This window comes from Streptococcus sanguinis (assembly GCF_050220005.1).
Classification (GTDB): Bacteria; Bacillota; Bacilli; order Lactobacillales; family Streptococcaceae; genus Streptococcus; species Streptococcus sanguinis_Z.
In genome coordinates, this window is sequence record NZ_CP071413.1 from 1,236,360 (window position 1) to 1,252,199 (window position 15,840).

Here is a 15,840-nt window from a genome sequence, read left to right on the forward strand (position 1 = left end):
GACTTAATTAACACTCCCCACTACTTCCGTTACCTTCTTAGCAGGTTTGCGTTTTTTGTAGCGGCTACGGATAGTGTTGAGGTGGTCGCGGAGATTAACCACGTGAGTTCTTTCAGGATAAGCATAGGCAATGATTGCAGTGAAATCCACTAGAAAATCATAGATTTCTTGCAGCTTGAGGCGGACGTTCTTATTCTGGCTCGGTGTCTTGCCCTTGAGCTCAGTCAGTCGCTCCTTGTAGACCTTTTCAAAGGCCTTCTGAGCAGCTGCCAGACTGTCGACATGGGCTTCCAGATGAAGCTTAGCCAGTGCTGTCTGGTAGGCCGGCTTTTTCAGCTCTTGGAGTAGGTGGTTGATGCCCTCGGTCTCCTTTTCCAAGCTAGTTGCAGCTAGACCAGTGTAGTTTTTCAGGAGCTGAGACAGGGGCTCATAAGCTTCCTTGGTCGCTGCATCCTTGACCCTTGCAAATGCCCGAACCAAAGACTGGAGCGTACCCAAAGCATCATCACGCTCGCGGTCAGCCTGATCCAAACTAGCCACCAGCTTGCTGGACTTGGTCTGATGAAGCCCACCCTGCAGCTGTTCCAGAAGTTTGTCCATCTCATCCAGCTTGGTCGTGTAAATGCCATCCACCTTATTTTCCTTGATAAATGCCGCAACCTCGCTCCAACTCTCGGACATCAGCTGGAAAAATTCGTTGTTTTCTAAATTGCGTACAGTTAAACTAGTGATTCCATATTCTTTTTTCATAAAACTCCTCTTTCTTCATGTGTTTTCTAATCTTTTGCTACAAAACCGCTCGGAACACATGTAAACGTTCGGCTTTTGCTCTAAAAATACAAATCACACATGTGCGATTTGGTTTTTTGCTCTAAAATAAGAAAATCTTGATGTGAATTCTCTTGTTTTAGGGTTGGGAAAGTTGATTCTTTGTGTGGGATTAATCTAGTCCAAACGATCCAATTTGAATGCATATAGTTTTGTTCCAGAATTATACTGAACAACGGCAATCTTTTGATGAAGCTTATTTATATCTTTGAAAGAAAGCGGTTTTTCTTTTGCAACATCAATAAATCGATTAATTGTATCACTATCGGACTCATTATTGCTATTGTAATTATAAATAATCAATTCAGAGTCTGTCTTCAATAGTGAGTTAAGAATATTATTCCACCACCAAAAATCACTACTACCTATTGACATGCCATAAATAATGAACAAATCAGTGTCATTAAAGTACGATTTATATCTTTTATCGTTTTGGGCCCAATAAGGTTTTAAAAAATATTTTGCTTTGGTTCTATTAAAAGTATCTGTTATTTGATTTTCGTTATCAAAGCCAAATAACATTGATTTCGGAACATTTTGATAACCGTGAGGATGAGTGATGTTAATCATTAAATAACTTGAGAAATTAGTATCACTATTCCAAGTCTTATTGATATTATTATATCCACAAGGGTTAGCGAAGAAACTAATTTGCCTATCTGCATATGTCCATGGATGAGGATCAAATTGTTCCTTGTCTAAAATTAAAACATTGTCTAATAAAGAAGTATAATTAAAATTTAAAATTTCCCAATTGAATAACTTATAATGATATAGTCTAGTAGGAAAATGTAATTTGTTGTAGTTCACCAAATTTAAATCGCCTAAAAAATTTTGGAAAGTTCTAATTGCGATTCCTTTTTCTGTACTATCAAAACCAATCCAAGCCAACATTTCAGGATAAATGATATCATTTAAAAAATTGGAGAATTCAACCTGAATTTGATTAAAATCATGTGCCAACTTTGCCTCATCAATATAGTAGTTTTCATTAAAAATCTCAATTAAACTATTTTCAAAATCACTCTAATTTTGCTTGATATTAGGATCATTTTCATTTTTTCTCTTATCTTCTGTTATTTTCTTGAAAATAAGATTATCCTTATCAAAATTTTTATAACAAAGATAACTATAGAAATTTTGATACGAGGTCCGGTATGGAGAATTTACATACTCCATTAACTGAATATCTACTCCATTACCAAACAAAGCCATAATATTAATTTGGCCATCGTCAGCCAGTTTCGCAAATTCTTGATTTGTATATTTGGTATAACTCATTTTTTCTTTTTCATCCTTCTCAAAACACCATCTCCCCACTCTCCTCAAGCGTAAACTTGACGTTATCCTCAATCCACTTGCGGCGTGGTTCGACCTTGTCGCCCATGAGGACATTGACACGGCGTTCGGCGCGGGCCAGGTCTTCGATGGTGACACGGATGAGGGTGCGGGTTTCAGGGTTCATGGTGGTCTCCCAGAGTTGGTCGGCGTTCATTTCACCGAGCCCCTTGTAGCGCTGAAGCATGGCTCCCTTACCAAACTTACGGCGCAGGTCGTCCAGCTCTCCATCGGTCCAGGCATACTCGACAACTTCGCTCTTGCCCTTGCCCTTGGACATCTTGTAGAGAGGCGGCAGGGCAATATAGACGCGGCCAGCCTCGACCAGCGGGCGCATATAGCGATAGAAAAAGGTCAGCAGCAAGGTCTGGATATGGGCACCGTCGGTGTCCGCATCGGTCATGATGATAATCTTGTCATAGTTGGCATCCTCAAGGGTAAAGTCTGTACCAACACCTGCTCCAATCGTATAAATCATGGTGTTGATTTCTTCGTTCTTGAGAATGTCAGCCATCTTAGCCTTAGCAGTATTGATAACCTTACCGCGTAGAGGCAGTATAGCTTGGAACTTACGGTCACGGCCTTGCTTGGCAGAGCCACCGGCAGAGTCTCCCTCGACCAGATAGAGTTCGTTCTTGGCTGGGTTCTTGGACTGGGCCGGAGTCAGCTTCCCAGACAGCAAACCCTTGTCTTTCTTATTCTTCTTGCCATTCCGGCTTTCGTCACGTGCCTTGCGGGCTGCTTCTCTTGCATCTCTAGCCTTGATAGCCTTGCGGATGAGATTGGAAGCCAGCTCACCATTTTCTAAGAGGAAGAATGTCAGCTTGTCAGAGACGATGGAATCCACGGCCGGACGAGCCAAAGGACTGCCCAGCTTGTCCTTGGTCTGGCCTTCAAACTGCAGGTGAGCTTCAGGGACCAGGATGGATAGGACAGCAGCTAGACCCTCGCGGTAGTCCGAGCCTTCCAGATTCTTGTCCTTTTCCTTGAGCAGGCCGGTCTTTCTGGCATAGTCGTTCATGGCCTTGGTGATAGCGGTCTTGAGCCCCGTCTCGTGGGTACCGCCGTCTTTGGTGCGGACGTTATTGACAAAGGAGAGGATATTATCGGCGTAGCCGTCGTTGTACTGCAGAGCCACCTGAACTTGGAAGCCACTCTCCTCGCCCTCGAAATAGAGAACAGGAGTCAGGGTTTCCTTGTCTTCATTGAGATAGCTGACAAAGTCTTCAACCCCGTTCTCATAGTGGAACTCTACTTCTTCGCCAGTCCGCGCATCGGTCAGCGACAGGCGGACATTCTTGAGCAAGAAGGCTGATTCCTTAAGCCGCTCCGCAATGGTGTTGTACTTGAAGTCCGTAGTTGAAAAAATCGTATCGTCCGGCATGAAGGTCACTTTGGTCCCAGACTTGGACTTAGGTGCCGTGCCGATTTTCTTGAGCGTAGTGACTGGTTTTCCGCCATTTTCAAAGCGCTGCTTGTAAACAGTCCCATCCCGCGTGATTTCCACTTCCAGCCAGCTGGACAGGGCATTGACAACAGAAGAACCTACACCGTGGAGACCACCTGAGGTCTTATAGCCACCTTGACCGAACTTACCACCAGCGTGGAGAACGGTGAAGATGACCTCAACCGTAGGAATACCCATAGCGTGCTTGCCGACTGGCATCCCGCGTCCGTGGTCTGCGACAGTCAGACTGCCGTCTTTGTTGATAGTCACATCGATCCGGTCACCGAAGCCTGACAGGGCTTCATCGACAGCGTTGTCCACAATCTCCCAGACCAGATGGTGGAGTCCCGCTCCGTCGGTCGATCCGATATACATCCCTGGACGTTTGCGGACCGCATCCAACCCTTCTAATACCTGAATGGCATCGTCATTATAATTGTTAATATTGATTTCCTTTTTTGCCACAAGAACCTCCTAATGATTCATCTTTTCTATCTTACAAGTTTTTGGCAAATATTGCAAAGATTTTTTTGAAAAAACTGCTGATGAGAGCGGATTTTACACGAAGAAGAATCCAATATCCGAGTAGACATTTCCTGCTATAAATTCTATCCTTTTCTATTGTAAGAAAGCGAAATAATGGTATAATAAAATCATGATGAACACGATAATTGGATTAATACTAGCATACTTACTGGGCTCTATTCCGACTGGGCTTTGGATTGGGCAAATTTTCTTTAAAAAGAACCTGAGAGAATACGGAAGCGGCAATACCGGAACAACCAATACTTTCCGGATTTTGGGAAAGACCGCGGGAACGGCTACTTTTGCTATCGACTTTCTCAAAGGAACTGCAGCGACCCTGCTGCCTTTCTTTTTGCATATTGAGGGAGTTTCGCCGCTTATCTTTGGCCTCTTGGCTGTGATTGGCCATACTTTTCCTATCTTTGCTGGCTTTAAGGGCGGCAAGGCTGTGGCAACCAGTGCAGGGGTTGTTCTGGGCTTCTCACCAGCCTTCTTTATTTATCTGATTGTTATCTTTGCCAGCATCCTTTATCTGGGAAGTATGATTTCTCTGGCAAGTGTGCTTTCGGCAGTTATCGCCATCCTGTCGGCGCTGCTTTTTCCTCTAGTCGGCTTTATCCTGCCCAACTATGACCTCTTCTTCACTCTGATTATCATTGCGCTAGCCTTGATTATTATCCTCCGGCACAAGGACAATATCCAACGTATAAAGCAGAAAAAAGAAAACTTAATCCCTTGGGGCTTGAATATCACACATCAAAATCCTGAGGCTAAGAAATAAAACGGAAGTGAACAACTTCCGTTTTATTGTGTCTTCTAACTAGTCTTCTTTGTGACTTTTCTTGATTCCTGCCAATCCAAAGAATCCTAAAACCATACCAACTAAGCTCAGGGCAACTGTTGATTCGCTGCCTGTCTGTGGCAGTTCTTTAGCTGCAGGATCCTTAGTGAAGGTCTTGGCAACATGAACTGCTACTTGCTTGGTTTGATTTGGCGTGTTAACCAGTGGCGCTGCCTGTTTTCCAGGATCAACTGCTTTGGAGCCAGCTGGGTAGGAAGCCGCATTAGCCGGATCCGTTCCTTGCTTGATTTCTTCAATATCTTTGTAGCCATCACCATCTGTATCCTTAGTGGATGAAATAGAGATAGCGCGTGAGTTTGGATTGATAACCGCATAGGCTGTCAAATCAGCTTTTGCCAGATAGTCTGCGAAGGCCACATCCATAGATGGTCCTTCCTCGCGAGGGCCACCCAGCATGGTATAGCCATCCCCACCAGCAGCCAAGAAGTCATTGGTCGTCAGATAGTAGGTCTTATTTGGATCAAGAGGCTCATAAACACCCGTTTCTTTGTTCTTAATCTCAATGTGGAGGACACGCTGATTAGCTGTCAGAGTCGTGTCGTAGTAGACTTTAGCCCCAGAGATTTGCAGGTAACCACCGCTTGGTTCTAGCAAGGGTTGTCCGTTCTCATCCAGCACAGGCTTGCCATCTTTTTCCTGAAGAATAGAGCCCAGAGATTTGGCAAACATATCTGCGATGTTTTGACCAGTTACCTTGATTTGCGAAATAGTGTTCCCGAAAGGCAATACGGCGATGACATCTCCCTTGGTGATTGGCTTGTCTTTAGCAATAGTTTCACGCAGGCCACCGCCGTTAGTAACAGCCAGGTCTGTTTTATTGGCAAAGCCAGTTTGACCATAATCGTAGAGAGCATCGGCTACAACATTACCCAGATTGGTTTCCCGAACACGGACATTTTCACGGTCACCATTAAGCTCTACAGGACTGTTTGCCACAATAACCTTGGCATTATCTGCGTCGTACCTAGCTTTAATCTTGCTGACCATGTCTGCTACAACTGGGTCTGGAGCGACTTTTTTAGCTGTTTCAGCAGAGATTTGCTGAGGATTTCCCAGAAGCTGATTGGCCTTGAAAGTCACTTTTCCGATATTGTGTAGATAGCTACCGGTCTGGTTGTAAGTTACATTATCACCATAAGTGGTAGACTCTACTGTGTGGGAGTGGCCGTCAATAACGGTTACACGCTTACCTTTGAGCTTAGGATTTTTAGAAAGGGCTTCAGCCAATGTTGAGCCGCGCCACTCAGTCGGTGTGGTCGTGTCAACACCTAAGTGAGCCAAAACAACGTAGTTTTTGTAGTTCTTTCCTTCTGCCGCTGCGCGTGCTTCAATTTCGTCAATAACCCGATTAACTTCTGTGATTGGATCAGTGAAGGTCACACCTTGGATGTTTTTAGGGTGAGTTTTTGTAGAAGTTTCTGGTGTTGTCACACCGATTACCACAAACTCATCTCCCTCAACCGCTGGGTCCTTGTCTACAATGGTAGAGGCTTGGAAAACTCGAGCATTATTAGCGTAGGTATTGGAGCTGAGAAGTGGGAATTTAAGAATTTCCTTGTATTTCTTTGCCTCATCTAGACCAAAGTCAAACTCATGGTTCCCGACTGCCATAGCATCGTAGCCAATTTCATTGAGGATTTTCGCACGTTCCTCCCCTTTTGAACTATTGGAAATTGGCAGACCCTGGAAGGCATCACCCGCATCCACAACTAGCACTTTAGGATTTTTAGCGCGCTCTTCCTTGATGACAGTTGCCAGCTTAGCATCACCGATAACGCCTTTTTCCTCTACGATGCGACCATGCACATCGTTAGTATGGAGAATCGTAGCCTCTGGTAGATTTTCTGACTGGGCTGGTGCTGCAGCGGCTTCTGTCGCAGCTGGACCAGCTGGAGCAGCTGTATTCTGACTATCTGCTGGCTTTTCTTCTGCTGAAGCTGCTGGAGCAGTTAGTTGCGCTTCAGAAGCTGTCTCAGCAGCTGGCTGATTGGTCAACTCAGTCGTTGCCGGCTCTGGACTAGCCTGTGCCTCTTCTGCAGAGACTTGATGAGCCAAAAAAGCAGGTGCCAAAAGCACTGTTGATAGAACAGGTAAGATGAAAAATTTCTTCTTCATATAACGAACACTCCTCTTTAGTATTTTGTTATATTATACATCTTTTTTGCTTAAAAAGGAACTAAACCACTACTATTTTAACAAACATTCGGTTTTTCAGAAAATTACTAGAAAATTTTCTGTGTTAAAAAAGACCCTGAAATTCATCAGAGTCTAATCTGCATTATCCTTTAAAGACAACTTCCCCATCACAGATGGTAAACTTCACTTGGCCTTTAAGCTTTTCACCAACAAAAGGTGAATTGGCTGCCTTGGAGGCAAAATGGTCCGTCACAAGTCTATCTGCTTCTGGGTCAAATATTGTCAAATCAGCAGGACCATCCTGAGCGATGAATCCAGCATCAAAACCATACAACTGAGCTGGATTAAAAGTCATTTTCTCTAAAAGTTCCATCAAGCTCAGATGACCAGCCTCAACCAAGTAGGTCAGTCCCAGAGAAAGCGAAGTCTCAAGACCAGTCATACCAGAAGGTGCTTTAGTGATGTCTTCTACATTTTTCTCGTCAGCATGATGTGGAGCATGGTCCGTCGCAATGACAGAAATGACACCTGATTTGAGCCCCTCAATAACCGCCAGCCGGTCCGATTCTAAGCGCAGAGGCGGATTCATCTTAGCATTGCTGCCCTTGGTCAATAGCAAAGCTTCTGTTTTAGAGAAGTGCTGAGGTGCTGCTTCAGCGGTGACTTGAGCGCCTAGCTTCTGAGCGAATTCAACCACCTTTACACTCTCAGCCTTGGACAAATGCTGGATATGCACATGAGCCTTTGCATCATAAGCAATCATGACATCGCGGGCAACCATGCTGTATTCTGCCACACCTGTCGCGCCACAGATATGAAAATGCTCTTTGGCAATATGCTCGTTAAAACCGAGTATGCCGTTGAGATTGGGATCTTCCTCATGCAAGCTGATAAAGGTGTTATTTTTACGCGCTTCTACGAGCGCTTGACGGACAATGCCAGCGTTGGTCAGTGGAATACCGTCATCAGAAAAACCCACTGCACCAGCTGCCAAGAGACCTTGGAAATCTGTCAGATGCTGTCCATCAAAATTCTCTGTGATTGTCGCGACCGACTTGATATGGATATTTTCACGACTAGCCGAGTCCAGCACTTCCTTCAGAGTTTCAACTGTAGAAATGGTCGGATTGGTATTGGCCATCATTACAACGGTCGTAAAACCACCTGCTGCTGCTGCCAAGGCCCCCGTGTGAATATCTTCCTTATGAGTCTGGCCCGGCTCCCGGAAATGCACATGTATATCCACCAAACCTGGAGCCACAACCAAACCACTGGCATCAATAACTTTTGCTCCTGCTGCCTGCAAATCTTGACCGATTTTGACAATTTTCTTCCCCTCAACCAAGAGGTCAGTAATTTGGTCAAAACCAGTCTTAGGATCCATAACTCGTCCGTTTTTGATTAATAGCATCGTCTTATCTCCTTATTCGTAAAAATCCACCTGAGTATCTAATAGCTTATCCCCGTCATAAACAAACTTTGCAGAAAAGAAAGGCTTGTCTTCTAAAAGCCACTCCACAAAGGTGTGATCGCCTTCCCAGGTTGGTTTAGACAAAACCTGATCATAAGGCACCCATTCCAGAGTACCTTCGTTGCAGTCAATCAATTCCCCCTCAAACTCCGTCACCTTGAAGACGTAGGTGTACCAGTCCAAGTTGGGAGTAAACTCCGGAAAAGTGATAACGCCTTTAAGAACAGGCTTGGCCTTTAGACCTGTTTCCTCTAAAATCTCACGTGCAGCGCATTCCTGCGGGGTTTCTCCTCGCTCTAGCTTGCCACCGACACCAATCCACTTCCCAGCATGAACATCATTGGGCTTTTTGTTGCGGTGCAGCATGAGAAATTCCCGGCCATTATCGATATAACAAATCGTTGCTAACTGAACCATACTACCTCCTATGCTAACCAATTGATAGGCTCCAATCCCTTAGCCACTAAGAAATCATTGGTCCGAGAAAAAGGTTTACTACCAAAGAAACCACGGTAAGCAGACAGTGGACTTGGGTGAGCTGACTCGATAATCAAATGTTGGGAATTACTAATCAAGGCTTTTTTCTTGCGGGCGTAAGACCCCCATAGGATAAAGACGACTGGATCGGTCTTCTCATTAACTACCTTGATAATAGCATCTGTAAAAGGCTCCCAGATTAAGCCGGCATGCGCATTGGCCTGGCCAGCAGGCACTGTCAGACCAGCATTGAGCAAGAGAACACCCTGCTGAGCCCAGGAAGTCAAATCATGCGACTCTTTCACTCCGATATCATCAGCCAGTTCTTTGAGAATATTCTGCAAAGAAGGCGGAGCCGGAATGTCATCGGGTACAGAAAAACTCAAGCCCTGTGCCTGTCTCGGTCCATGGTAGGGATCCTGCCCTAAAATAACCACCTTAACATCCGCTAAATCTGTCGTCTGAATCGCATTAAAAACCTTTTCCCGAGGTGGGTAAATGGTCCCTGAAGCATACACTTCGTCTAAAAAATGATTGATTTTTGCAAAATAACCTTCCGGCAGCTGCTCCTTAATCAAAGCGTGCCAAGCTGAATGTTGCATATATGTCTCCTCTCATTTCCTACGATAAAATTCTCTTATCTTATCCACCTAAGTGCTCTTTTGAGTTCTGCTCTGCCATTTTCCAGAAAACAAGAACCGTGGGCTAGGATGATTTTTTCCGGTTGCCAAGCTAGCATCTGCTCTAGACATTCTTTGGCTTCTTTTTGATGACCGATAAAGGTCATACGGTAGTCAATAGGCGTCTGGCCATCCGGAGCTGCAACACGAACTAATTTATAAGCCTTGCCGCGAATCTGACTTGGAAAATGCTCTGTTTCAAAATTCTCAATCAAATCTGTCAAAATCAAGGTTTGACTGTCCTTATGAAAAAAGACAACTTCCTCAATATAAGTACTTCCCTTGAAAACCAACTGATCTATCTGACCTGCCCAAGCTTCTGGAGCCTCATCTGTCAGCTTTTCATCAAAAGAGACTGGTATTTTCTGCTTGGCTGCTCTCTCTTCCACTCCTGGGCTAGACCAAGCAATTGCCTCAGGATAACGCTTCTTCCAGTCAGCTATATAGGCATAGTGAATCTTATTAGGTGAAACAAGATGCGCAACTGGTCCCAAAGCGTCCAACTGGTCAAACAAGGCTTGATTTGGTTGGATTGGTGAATGACACCAGAGCTGGCCATTTGCTAACTTGATGACAGTCATGCGGGTGGAAAAGGGCAACTGTGTCAGAACCGCATCCATCTCAATCAAATCACCGTCGACAATCCAGATATTCTCGGCAATAGGTTTCAAGGTATAAAGCGGTTCATAGGTAGGAACAGGTTTTTTCATTTCAAAGAGTCCTTCTTTCTAATCCAAAAGCGAAACTTCCCTAGAGCTTGTGGGTACTGGGCCAATCCTAAGGCAGACAGAACCAAAATCTGTGGCAAAAACTGAATCAGATAACGCGTCTTGCCTCCTTCGAAAATCTGCAAAAAGAGCAGGCCACCAAAAACAGCTAAAGTTAGAAAATTCAGCTCATCACTGGAGCGATATTTCCAAAGGGCAAAGATAAGTCCTGCTGCCATAACAATCCAAACCACCTGCTTGAACAGCGAGAAATAGACAAATTCTGACTTGTCAGTGTTCAGGAAGAAGTCACGGACAAACTGAGTTAAAGGATTATCTTTCGTATCTTGGTAAAAAGGCGATATATAAGGCGTCTTTTCATTTTCAACACTGCGGTAGAGCCAGCCCAAATCTCCTTCTGCTACAGTCAGAGACTGCTTGTGGAAGAGATGATGAGCTAAAGTCAAAGGATTATATTCACTTAAGCGACGCTTGATTTCCTTAACAACATATTCCTTGGCAAACATGCCATTGTTATAGTCATATTGCTTATCGGGCTCGATATACTGCAAGAGCCCTTCTTTCATATCTTCCTGATTGTGGCCATTGAAGGTCAGACCCAAATTGATAAAGAGCAGGGGACCCTTTGATAGTCCCTCTCCTTTCATAATTGGCACCTCTGTCTGATGCTTGGACCAGTAATGCAGCGGGGCATAGCTAATCGCAAAACTGCAAGCAAAAACGACTAGTGTCAGAAAGAACTTCCTCCAGTTCTTTTTGAAAAAGAGGACTCCAAAGACGGCTATCAGCAGAATCATTACTGTTGGTCTAAAGAAGAAAGCCAGACTAGTCATCAGCCCAAGCAAAATACTACGCCAAATCAGCTGTCGACTGGTTTCCTCTCCCTTCAGCAATCCCAGAACTAGGAAAATCTGCAGACTGATGAAAGGAAGGGGCGGAATATCGGTATACATTGAAAAGAAATAAGGAGAAAAGCCCAGTAAAAGCACATAAAGACTAAAGACAGCATCTGCAGCCTTTTGGGAAAAATACTTTTGGCAGCCCTTGTAGAGAATCAAGGCCGTTACGTTAGTATAAACAATATTCAAGGCCTGCATGACCCATAGACCAGATTCCCCAAATACATTAAAGAAAAAACGCTCGTAGAGAAAGAGAGAGACATTGTTAGGATTCCGGGTCAGATAGCTGGAAATGGAGCTTTCTTTCAGAGTTTTGAAAGCACCTGTAAAGACAACTGCTGCATCCCGTCTAATCAAAAGCTCTGCCGAAAAGAGCATAATCAGCTGAAAAATAAAGACAGCTAGCATAATAAGAAATTTATGCTTCATCAACCAATGATAAGCTTTTTCTAGCAAATGCCGATAGCGATAGGCCATATAAGTCAAGCCAGCAAAAGCAATAATAGCTATACTATTCAGCTCTGAAACATGCCAGATGGCAATCAGAAACCAATGAACCGCTGTAATCAGCATAACTTTCTGTAATATCGAAAAGGATAGATGATAAATCTTAGACATAGCTCTATTATACCAAACACAGAGACTTTAAGCCATTTTAAAAGGCAAGATAAGGACGTTTTACTGAAAAATGACCTGAATAAGAGTCAGATCATTTTATTTCTTCGGTCTAGGCCTGCCAATTCTCTTGATCATGCTTAAATTTCTCAAGCAAGGCCAAGCCCTCAGGACTGACATACCCTTCTGCTTCAGCTAGAGTGATTAGCTCAGTGTAGTTAGAAAGCGTTATTAATTTCACACCCGCTTCATTAAAGTTCTTTTCTGCCTTTGGCAGCTCATAGGTAAAGATAGCTGCTGCGCCAATCACATCAGCACCTTCACGTTTGGCGGCAGCGATAGCATCCAAGACAGAACCACCAGTCGAGATTAAATCTTCGATGACAACCGTCTTCTGCCCAGGCGCTACGCGACCTTCGATTTGATTGCCCGCTCCGTGATCTTTTGGTTTGCTGCGGATATAGGCAAATGGCAGGTTCATCTTATCCGCGATAATGGCTCCATGAGGAATGCCTGCTGTCGCAGTTCCAGCAATGACTTCTACATCTGGAAATTCCGCCCGAATCTTTTCGACGAAACCATCTTCAATCAAGGTTCGAGTCTCTGGATAAGCCAAGGTCACACGGTTGTCCGTATAAATAGGTGACTTGATACCTGATGCCCATGTAAAAGGTTCTTCTGGCTTCAAATACACAGCTTTGATTTTCAATAAATCACGCGCAATCTCTTTTGCTAAAGTCATTTGTTGCTCCTTATAAATTTGAATGTTTATGATGCTGTTAATTTCGTATAACGATTTAAATCGTATCTCTTATTCTTACTTAGCTATTCCACTGCTTCGTAATCTCGTGGTAAGCATCCCAAGGATTTTCAGCTTGGATAATTGGACGACCTACTACAATATAGTCACTACCAATTTGATGAGCTTCCTGCGGTGTCATGACCCGTTTTTGGTCGCCGATTTCTGATCCAGCAGGCCGAATACCTGGTGTCACACAGAGGAAATCAGCTGCAGTTGCCGCCTTAATCAGTTCCACTTCTTGAGCTGAGCAAACTACGCCATCCAAACCAGCTTCCTTGGCTTTCCGAGCGTAATTGACAACAGACTCCTGAACCGTAGTCTGGATATTTTGACAATCCCGCATATCTTCCTCACTGGTCGAGGTCAGTTGAGTCACCGCAACTAGCTTAGCCTTATCCCCCAAGACCTTCTTGGCTTCGCTCATCATCTCCACACCGCCTGCTGCATGGACCGTCACCATGTCAATGCCAAATGTTCCTAAGACAGACATAGCTGAGCGCACCGTATTGGGAATGTCGTGCAGTTTCAGATCCAAGAAAATGCTGTGCCCAAGACCTTTAAGGTAATGAACGATTTCTGGACCGATGGCATAGAAGAATTCCATGCCGATTTTGACATAGAGTTTTTCATCTTCCGGAAAATGCTCCAAGAAATCTTTGACATCATCAAAAGATGGAAAGTCGAGGGCGATAATAGGCCGTTCTTCACGCATGAGGGAAAAATCTCCTTTTAAATTATTATCTTCAAAGAAGTCTGCTAGGCAATCCTATATCAAAACCAACTGTTACGTTAGGCTCAGAGACATAGAAAAAACCTTGCCCGAGAGCAAGGTTACACGAAAATGTGGCAGTAGTTGCCATTCAAACGTATGTACCTTAGTAGCCTCTCTGGACTTCTTTAAAGGTTATATTTAGTTCATTCTATAATTTCACAGCAGGATTGTCAAGTAAAAATGTAACTTTAAAGCAAATTCTCTCGAACTTCTTTTCGTAAGCTTTCAAGACTTTTGATACCGTATTTGTCCATAACCTTTGGCAGATCTTCAATGATGGTCGGGCAGGCATATGGATCTGTGAAATTGGCAGTTCCCACTCCAATGGCTGAAGCGCCTGCTATAAACATCTCCAGAGCAGCCTCCGCAGAATCAACTCCCCCCATACCAATGATAGGAAGTTTGCTTGCCTGCGCCACTTGACGGATCAGCTTGAGAGCTACCGGAAAGACAGCCGGACCAGACATGCCACCAGTGCCATTAGCGATAATAGGCTTGCGCGACTTCAAGTCAAATCGCATACCTACTAAGGTATTAATCATGGTAAAACCAGCAGCACCAGCATCTTCAACTGCCTTAGCTACCTGAGTGATGTCTGCCACACTCGGAGTCAATTTGACATAAACTGGTACAGCAGAAGCATCTACTGCTGCCTTGGTTGCTTCGTAAGCCAACTCCGGAACTTGACCAATCAAAAGTCCAGCATTTCCATGGTCAACATTAGGACAAGAGATATTGAGCTCAATAGCCTTGACATTGGGGGCTTGAGAAATTTTCCCAGCCACTGTCGCATATTCTTGATTGGAAAAGCCTGCTACATTGGCGATGATTGGCAGGTCGGGATAATGCTTTGCCAGCCAGGGCAGTTTTTCAGCTAGGACAACCTCAACACCTGGATTTTGCAGGCCAATGGCATTAAGCATCCCAGCTGGTGTTTCTGCCACACGCGGAGTGGGATTGCCAAAGCGGGGGTCCAAAGTCGTAGCCTTTATCATGATGGAGCCTAGCAAGTCTAGGTCATAGTATTTGGCATATTCCTGTCCGAAACCAAAACAGCCAGATGCTGGAATAATTGGATTTTTCAGGTCCAAGCCTGGCAAGGAAACTCTTAAACGTTGGTCACTCATTCTTTCCCCTCCTAGACAATAATCGTGCCCGTCTCAAAGACCGGACCGTCTTCACAAACGCGCTTATTGACCGACTCGTCCTGACCTGCAACATGAACTACGCAGGCATAGCAGGCGCCCATACCACACGCCATACGAGACTCCATGGAGAGATAAGCATGCGGATGGTCCTGAAACTTACGATCCACATACTGAAGCATAGCTGGCGCACCACAGGAATAAACAGCCGCATAGTCTTGGGACAACTCATCCACAACGGCTGATACATAGCCTTGGCGGCCATAAGAGCCGTTATCCGTCGTGACAATGACCTCAGCGTATTTTTTCATTTCTTCCTCTAAAATGACAGCAGATTTGTCAGCGAATCCCAGCACAGCTGTTACTTGAGCTCCTTTGGCATGCAATTCTTTAGCAACCTCAAGCAGAGGAGGGACACCAATCCCCCCACCGATAATCAAAGCTCGCTCACCTTCCCTTACAGGACTCAAATCAAAGCCATTGCCCTGAGGCCCCATAACATCAAGAAAAGATCCAACTGGCAGTTGAGAAAAAATAGCCGTCCCGCCGCCTTCTATCCGATAGATGATGCGACAAGTCAGATTGTCTCGGTCAATCTCTGCAATCGAGATAGGCCGGCGCAAAAGCTTGCTGTCATCTGGTACCCGAATATGTAAAAACTGCCCAGCCTTCATCTGGCTGACCATTTGCCCCTTTAGAGTCATAGAAAAAATATTAGGTGCAATTTTGACTTGCTCCAGCAGCTCCATCTGCTCCAGCATAATCTTTCCAAATCTCTTTTTACAACTGTCACTAACCATGACAACCTCACTTTCTACAAGAAAAAACCTCGCCGCAGCAAGGTTTCGCAAAAAACAAGGCAGCCAACTGCCTCTTATACCGTTTTTCCTACCTTACAGCCTCACTGGACTTGATTAAAGGTTAAATTGTAAACATTATATCGTTAGAGATGAGGATTGTCAAGGTAACTAAAAAAAAATAATGCATCAGAAAATAAAATCTAGAGTTAGTTCAAATTTACAGCATCTTTTTCATAACTTCTTGATTAAATTACCTTACTAACTTATAAATTTAGTTTAGACTACATAGATAGTATTAAAAACAGATAGATCGAG

Annotated in this window: 15 protein-coding genes; 1 reads left to right on the top strand and 14 read right to left on the bottom strand. The window is 44.3% G+C overall.

What is annotated here, in order from left to right:
- Nucleotides 1–3: 3 nt before the first annotated feature.
- From J1C86_RS05945 to parE, 4 genes are all read right to left on the bottom strand, one after another.
- Nucleotides 4–750, bottom strand: a complete 747-nt coding sequence (locus J1C86_RS05945; RefSeq protein ID WP_125409408.1) for a DUF6261 family protein — start codon at nucleotides 748–750, stop codon at nucleotides 4–6.
- A 195-nt stretch (nucleotides 751–945) separates the two neighbouring features.
- Nucleotides 946–1,791: an AbiH family protein gene (locus J1C86_RS05950; RefSeq protein ID WP_427150783.1), complete on the bottom strand. Its 846-nt coding sequence runs from the start codon at nucleotides 1,789–1,791 to the stop codon at nucleotides 946–948.
- A gap of 63 nt (nucleotides 1,792–1,854) precedes the next feature.
- Nucleotides 1,855–2,109 (bottom strand): hypothetical protein, encoded by a 255-nt coding sequence (locus tag J1C86_RS05955; RefSeq protein WP_125409297.1) that lies wholly within the window; start codon nucleotides 2,107–2,109, stop codon nucleotides 1,855–1,857.
- 19 nt (nucleotides 2,110–2,128) lie between these two features.
- On the bottom strand, nucleotides 2,129–4,078 hold the full coding sequence (gene parE / locus J1C86_RS05960; RefSeq protein ID WP_002917184.1) for a DNA topoisomerase IV subunit B: 1,950 nt from the start codon (nucleotides 4,076–4,078) through the stop codon (nucleotides 2,129–2,131).
- Nucleotides 4,079–4,268: 190 nt separating this feature from the next.
- Between parE and plsY the strand changes: the two genes are divergently transcribed.
- The gene (plsY, locus tag J1C86_RS05965; protein WP_111675775.1) at nucleotides 4,269–4,919 is read left to right on the top strand and encodes a glycerol-3-phosphate 1-O-acyltransferase PlsY; all 651 of its coding nucleotides are present in this window, start codon (nucleotides 4,269–4,271) and stop codon (nucleotides 4,917–4,919) included.
- A 39-nt stretch (nucleotides 4,920–4,958) separates the two neighbouring features.
- Here the strand turns inward: plsY and nt5e are convergent, their stop codons facing one another.
- The 10 genes from nt5e to J1C86_RS06015 form a co-directional block, all read right to left on the bottom strand.
- The gene (gene nt5e, locus J1C86_RS05970; protein ID WP_111675774.1) at nucleotides 4,959–7,115 is read right to left on the bottom strand and encodes a cell surface ecto-5'-nucleotidase Nt5e; all 2,157 of its coding nucleotides are present in this window, start codon (nucleotides 7,113–7,115) and stop codon (nucleotides 4,959–4,961) included.
- 163 nt (nucleotides 7,116–7,278) lie between these two features.
- A complete protein-coding gene (locus tag J1C86_RS05975) occupies nucleotides 7,279–8,547 on the bottom strand; it encodes a dihydroorotase (protein WP_125407055.1) in 1,269 nt (422 codons plus the stop codon).
- 12 nt (nucleotides 8,548–8,559) lie between these two features.
- Nucleotides 8,560–9,024: an NUDIX hydrolase gene (locus J1C86_RS05980; protein ID WP_002895418.1), complete on the bottom strand. Its 465-nt coding sequence runs from the start codon at nucleotides 9,022–9,024 to the stop codon at nucleotides 8,560–8,562.
- An 8-nt stretch (nucleotides 9,025–9,032) separates the two neighbouring features.
- On the bottom strand, nucleotides 9,033–9,686 hold the full coding sequence (locus J1C86_RS05985; RefSeq protein ID WP_002924580.1) for a uracil-DNA glycosylase: 654 nt from the start codon (nucleotides 9,684–9,686) through the stop codon (nucleotides 9,033–9,035).
- A gap of 35 nt (nucleotides 9,687–9,721) precedes the next feature.
- The gene (locus J1C86_RS05990) at nucleotides 9,722–10,474 is read right to left on the bottom strand and encodes a DUF4336 domain-containing protein (protein ID WP_002924579.1); all 753 of its coding nucleotides are present in this window, start codon (nucleotides 10,472–10,474) and stop codon (nucleotides 9,722–9,724) included.
- A complete protein-coding gene (locus J1C86_RS05995; protein WP_125409295.1) occupies nucleotides 10,471–12,009 on the bottom strand; it encodes a glycosyltransferase family 39 protein in 1,539 nt (512 codons plus the stop codon). The genes J1C86_RS05990 and J1C86_RS05995 overlap by 4 nt, the downstream gene beginning before the upstream one ends.
- Before the next feature lie 109 nt (nucleotides 12,010–12,118).
- A complete protein-coding gene (pyrE, locus tag J1C86_RS06000) occupies nucleotides 12,119–12,748 on the bottom strand; it encodes an orotate phosphoribosyltransferase (protein ID WP_125407053.1) in 630 nt (209 codons plus the stop codon).
- A 79-nt stretch (nucleotides 12,749–12,827) separates the two neighbouring features.
- A complete protein-coding gene (pyrF, locus tag J1C86_RS06005; RefSeq protein ID WP_125407050.1) occupies nucleotides 12,828–13,520 on the bottom strand; it encodes an orotidine-5'-phosphate decarboxylase in 693 nt (230 codons plus the stop codon).
- A 248-nt stretch (nucleotides 13,521–13,768) separates the two neighbouring features.
- Nucleotides 13,769–14,707: a dihydroorotate dehydrogenase gene (locus tag J1C86_RS06010; protein WP_125407048.1), complete on the bottom strand. Its 939-nt coding sequence runs from the start codon at nucleotides 14,705–14,707 to the stop codon at nucleotides 13,769–13,771.
- Between the two features lie 11 nt (nucleotides 14,708–14,718).
- Complete coding sequence (locus J1C86_RS06015; protein WP_125407045.1) at nucleotides 14,719–15,525, bottom strand: dihydroorotate dehydrogenase electron transfer subunit; 807 nt, start codon at nucleotides 15,523–15,525, stop codon at nucleotides 14,719–14,721.
- Nucleotides 15,526–15,840 lie beyond the last annotated feature (315 nt).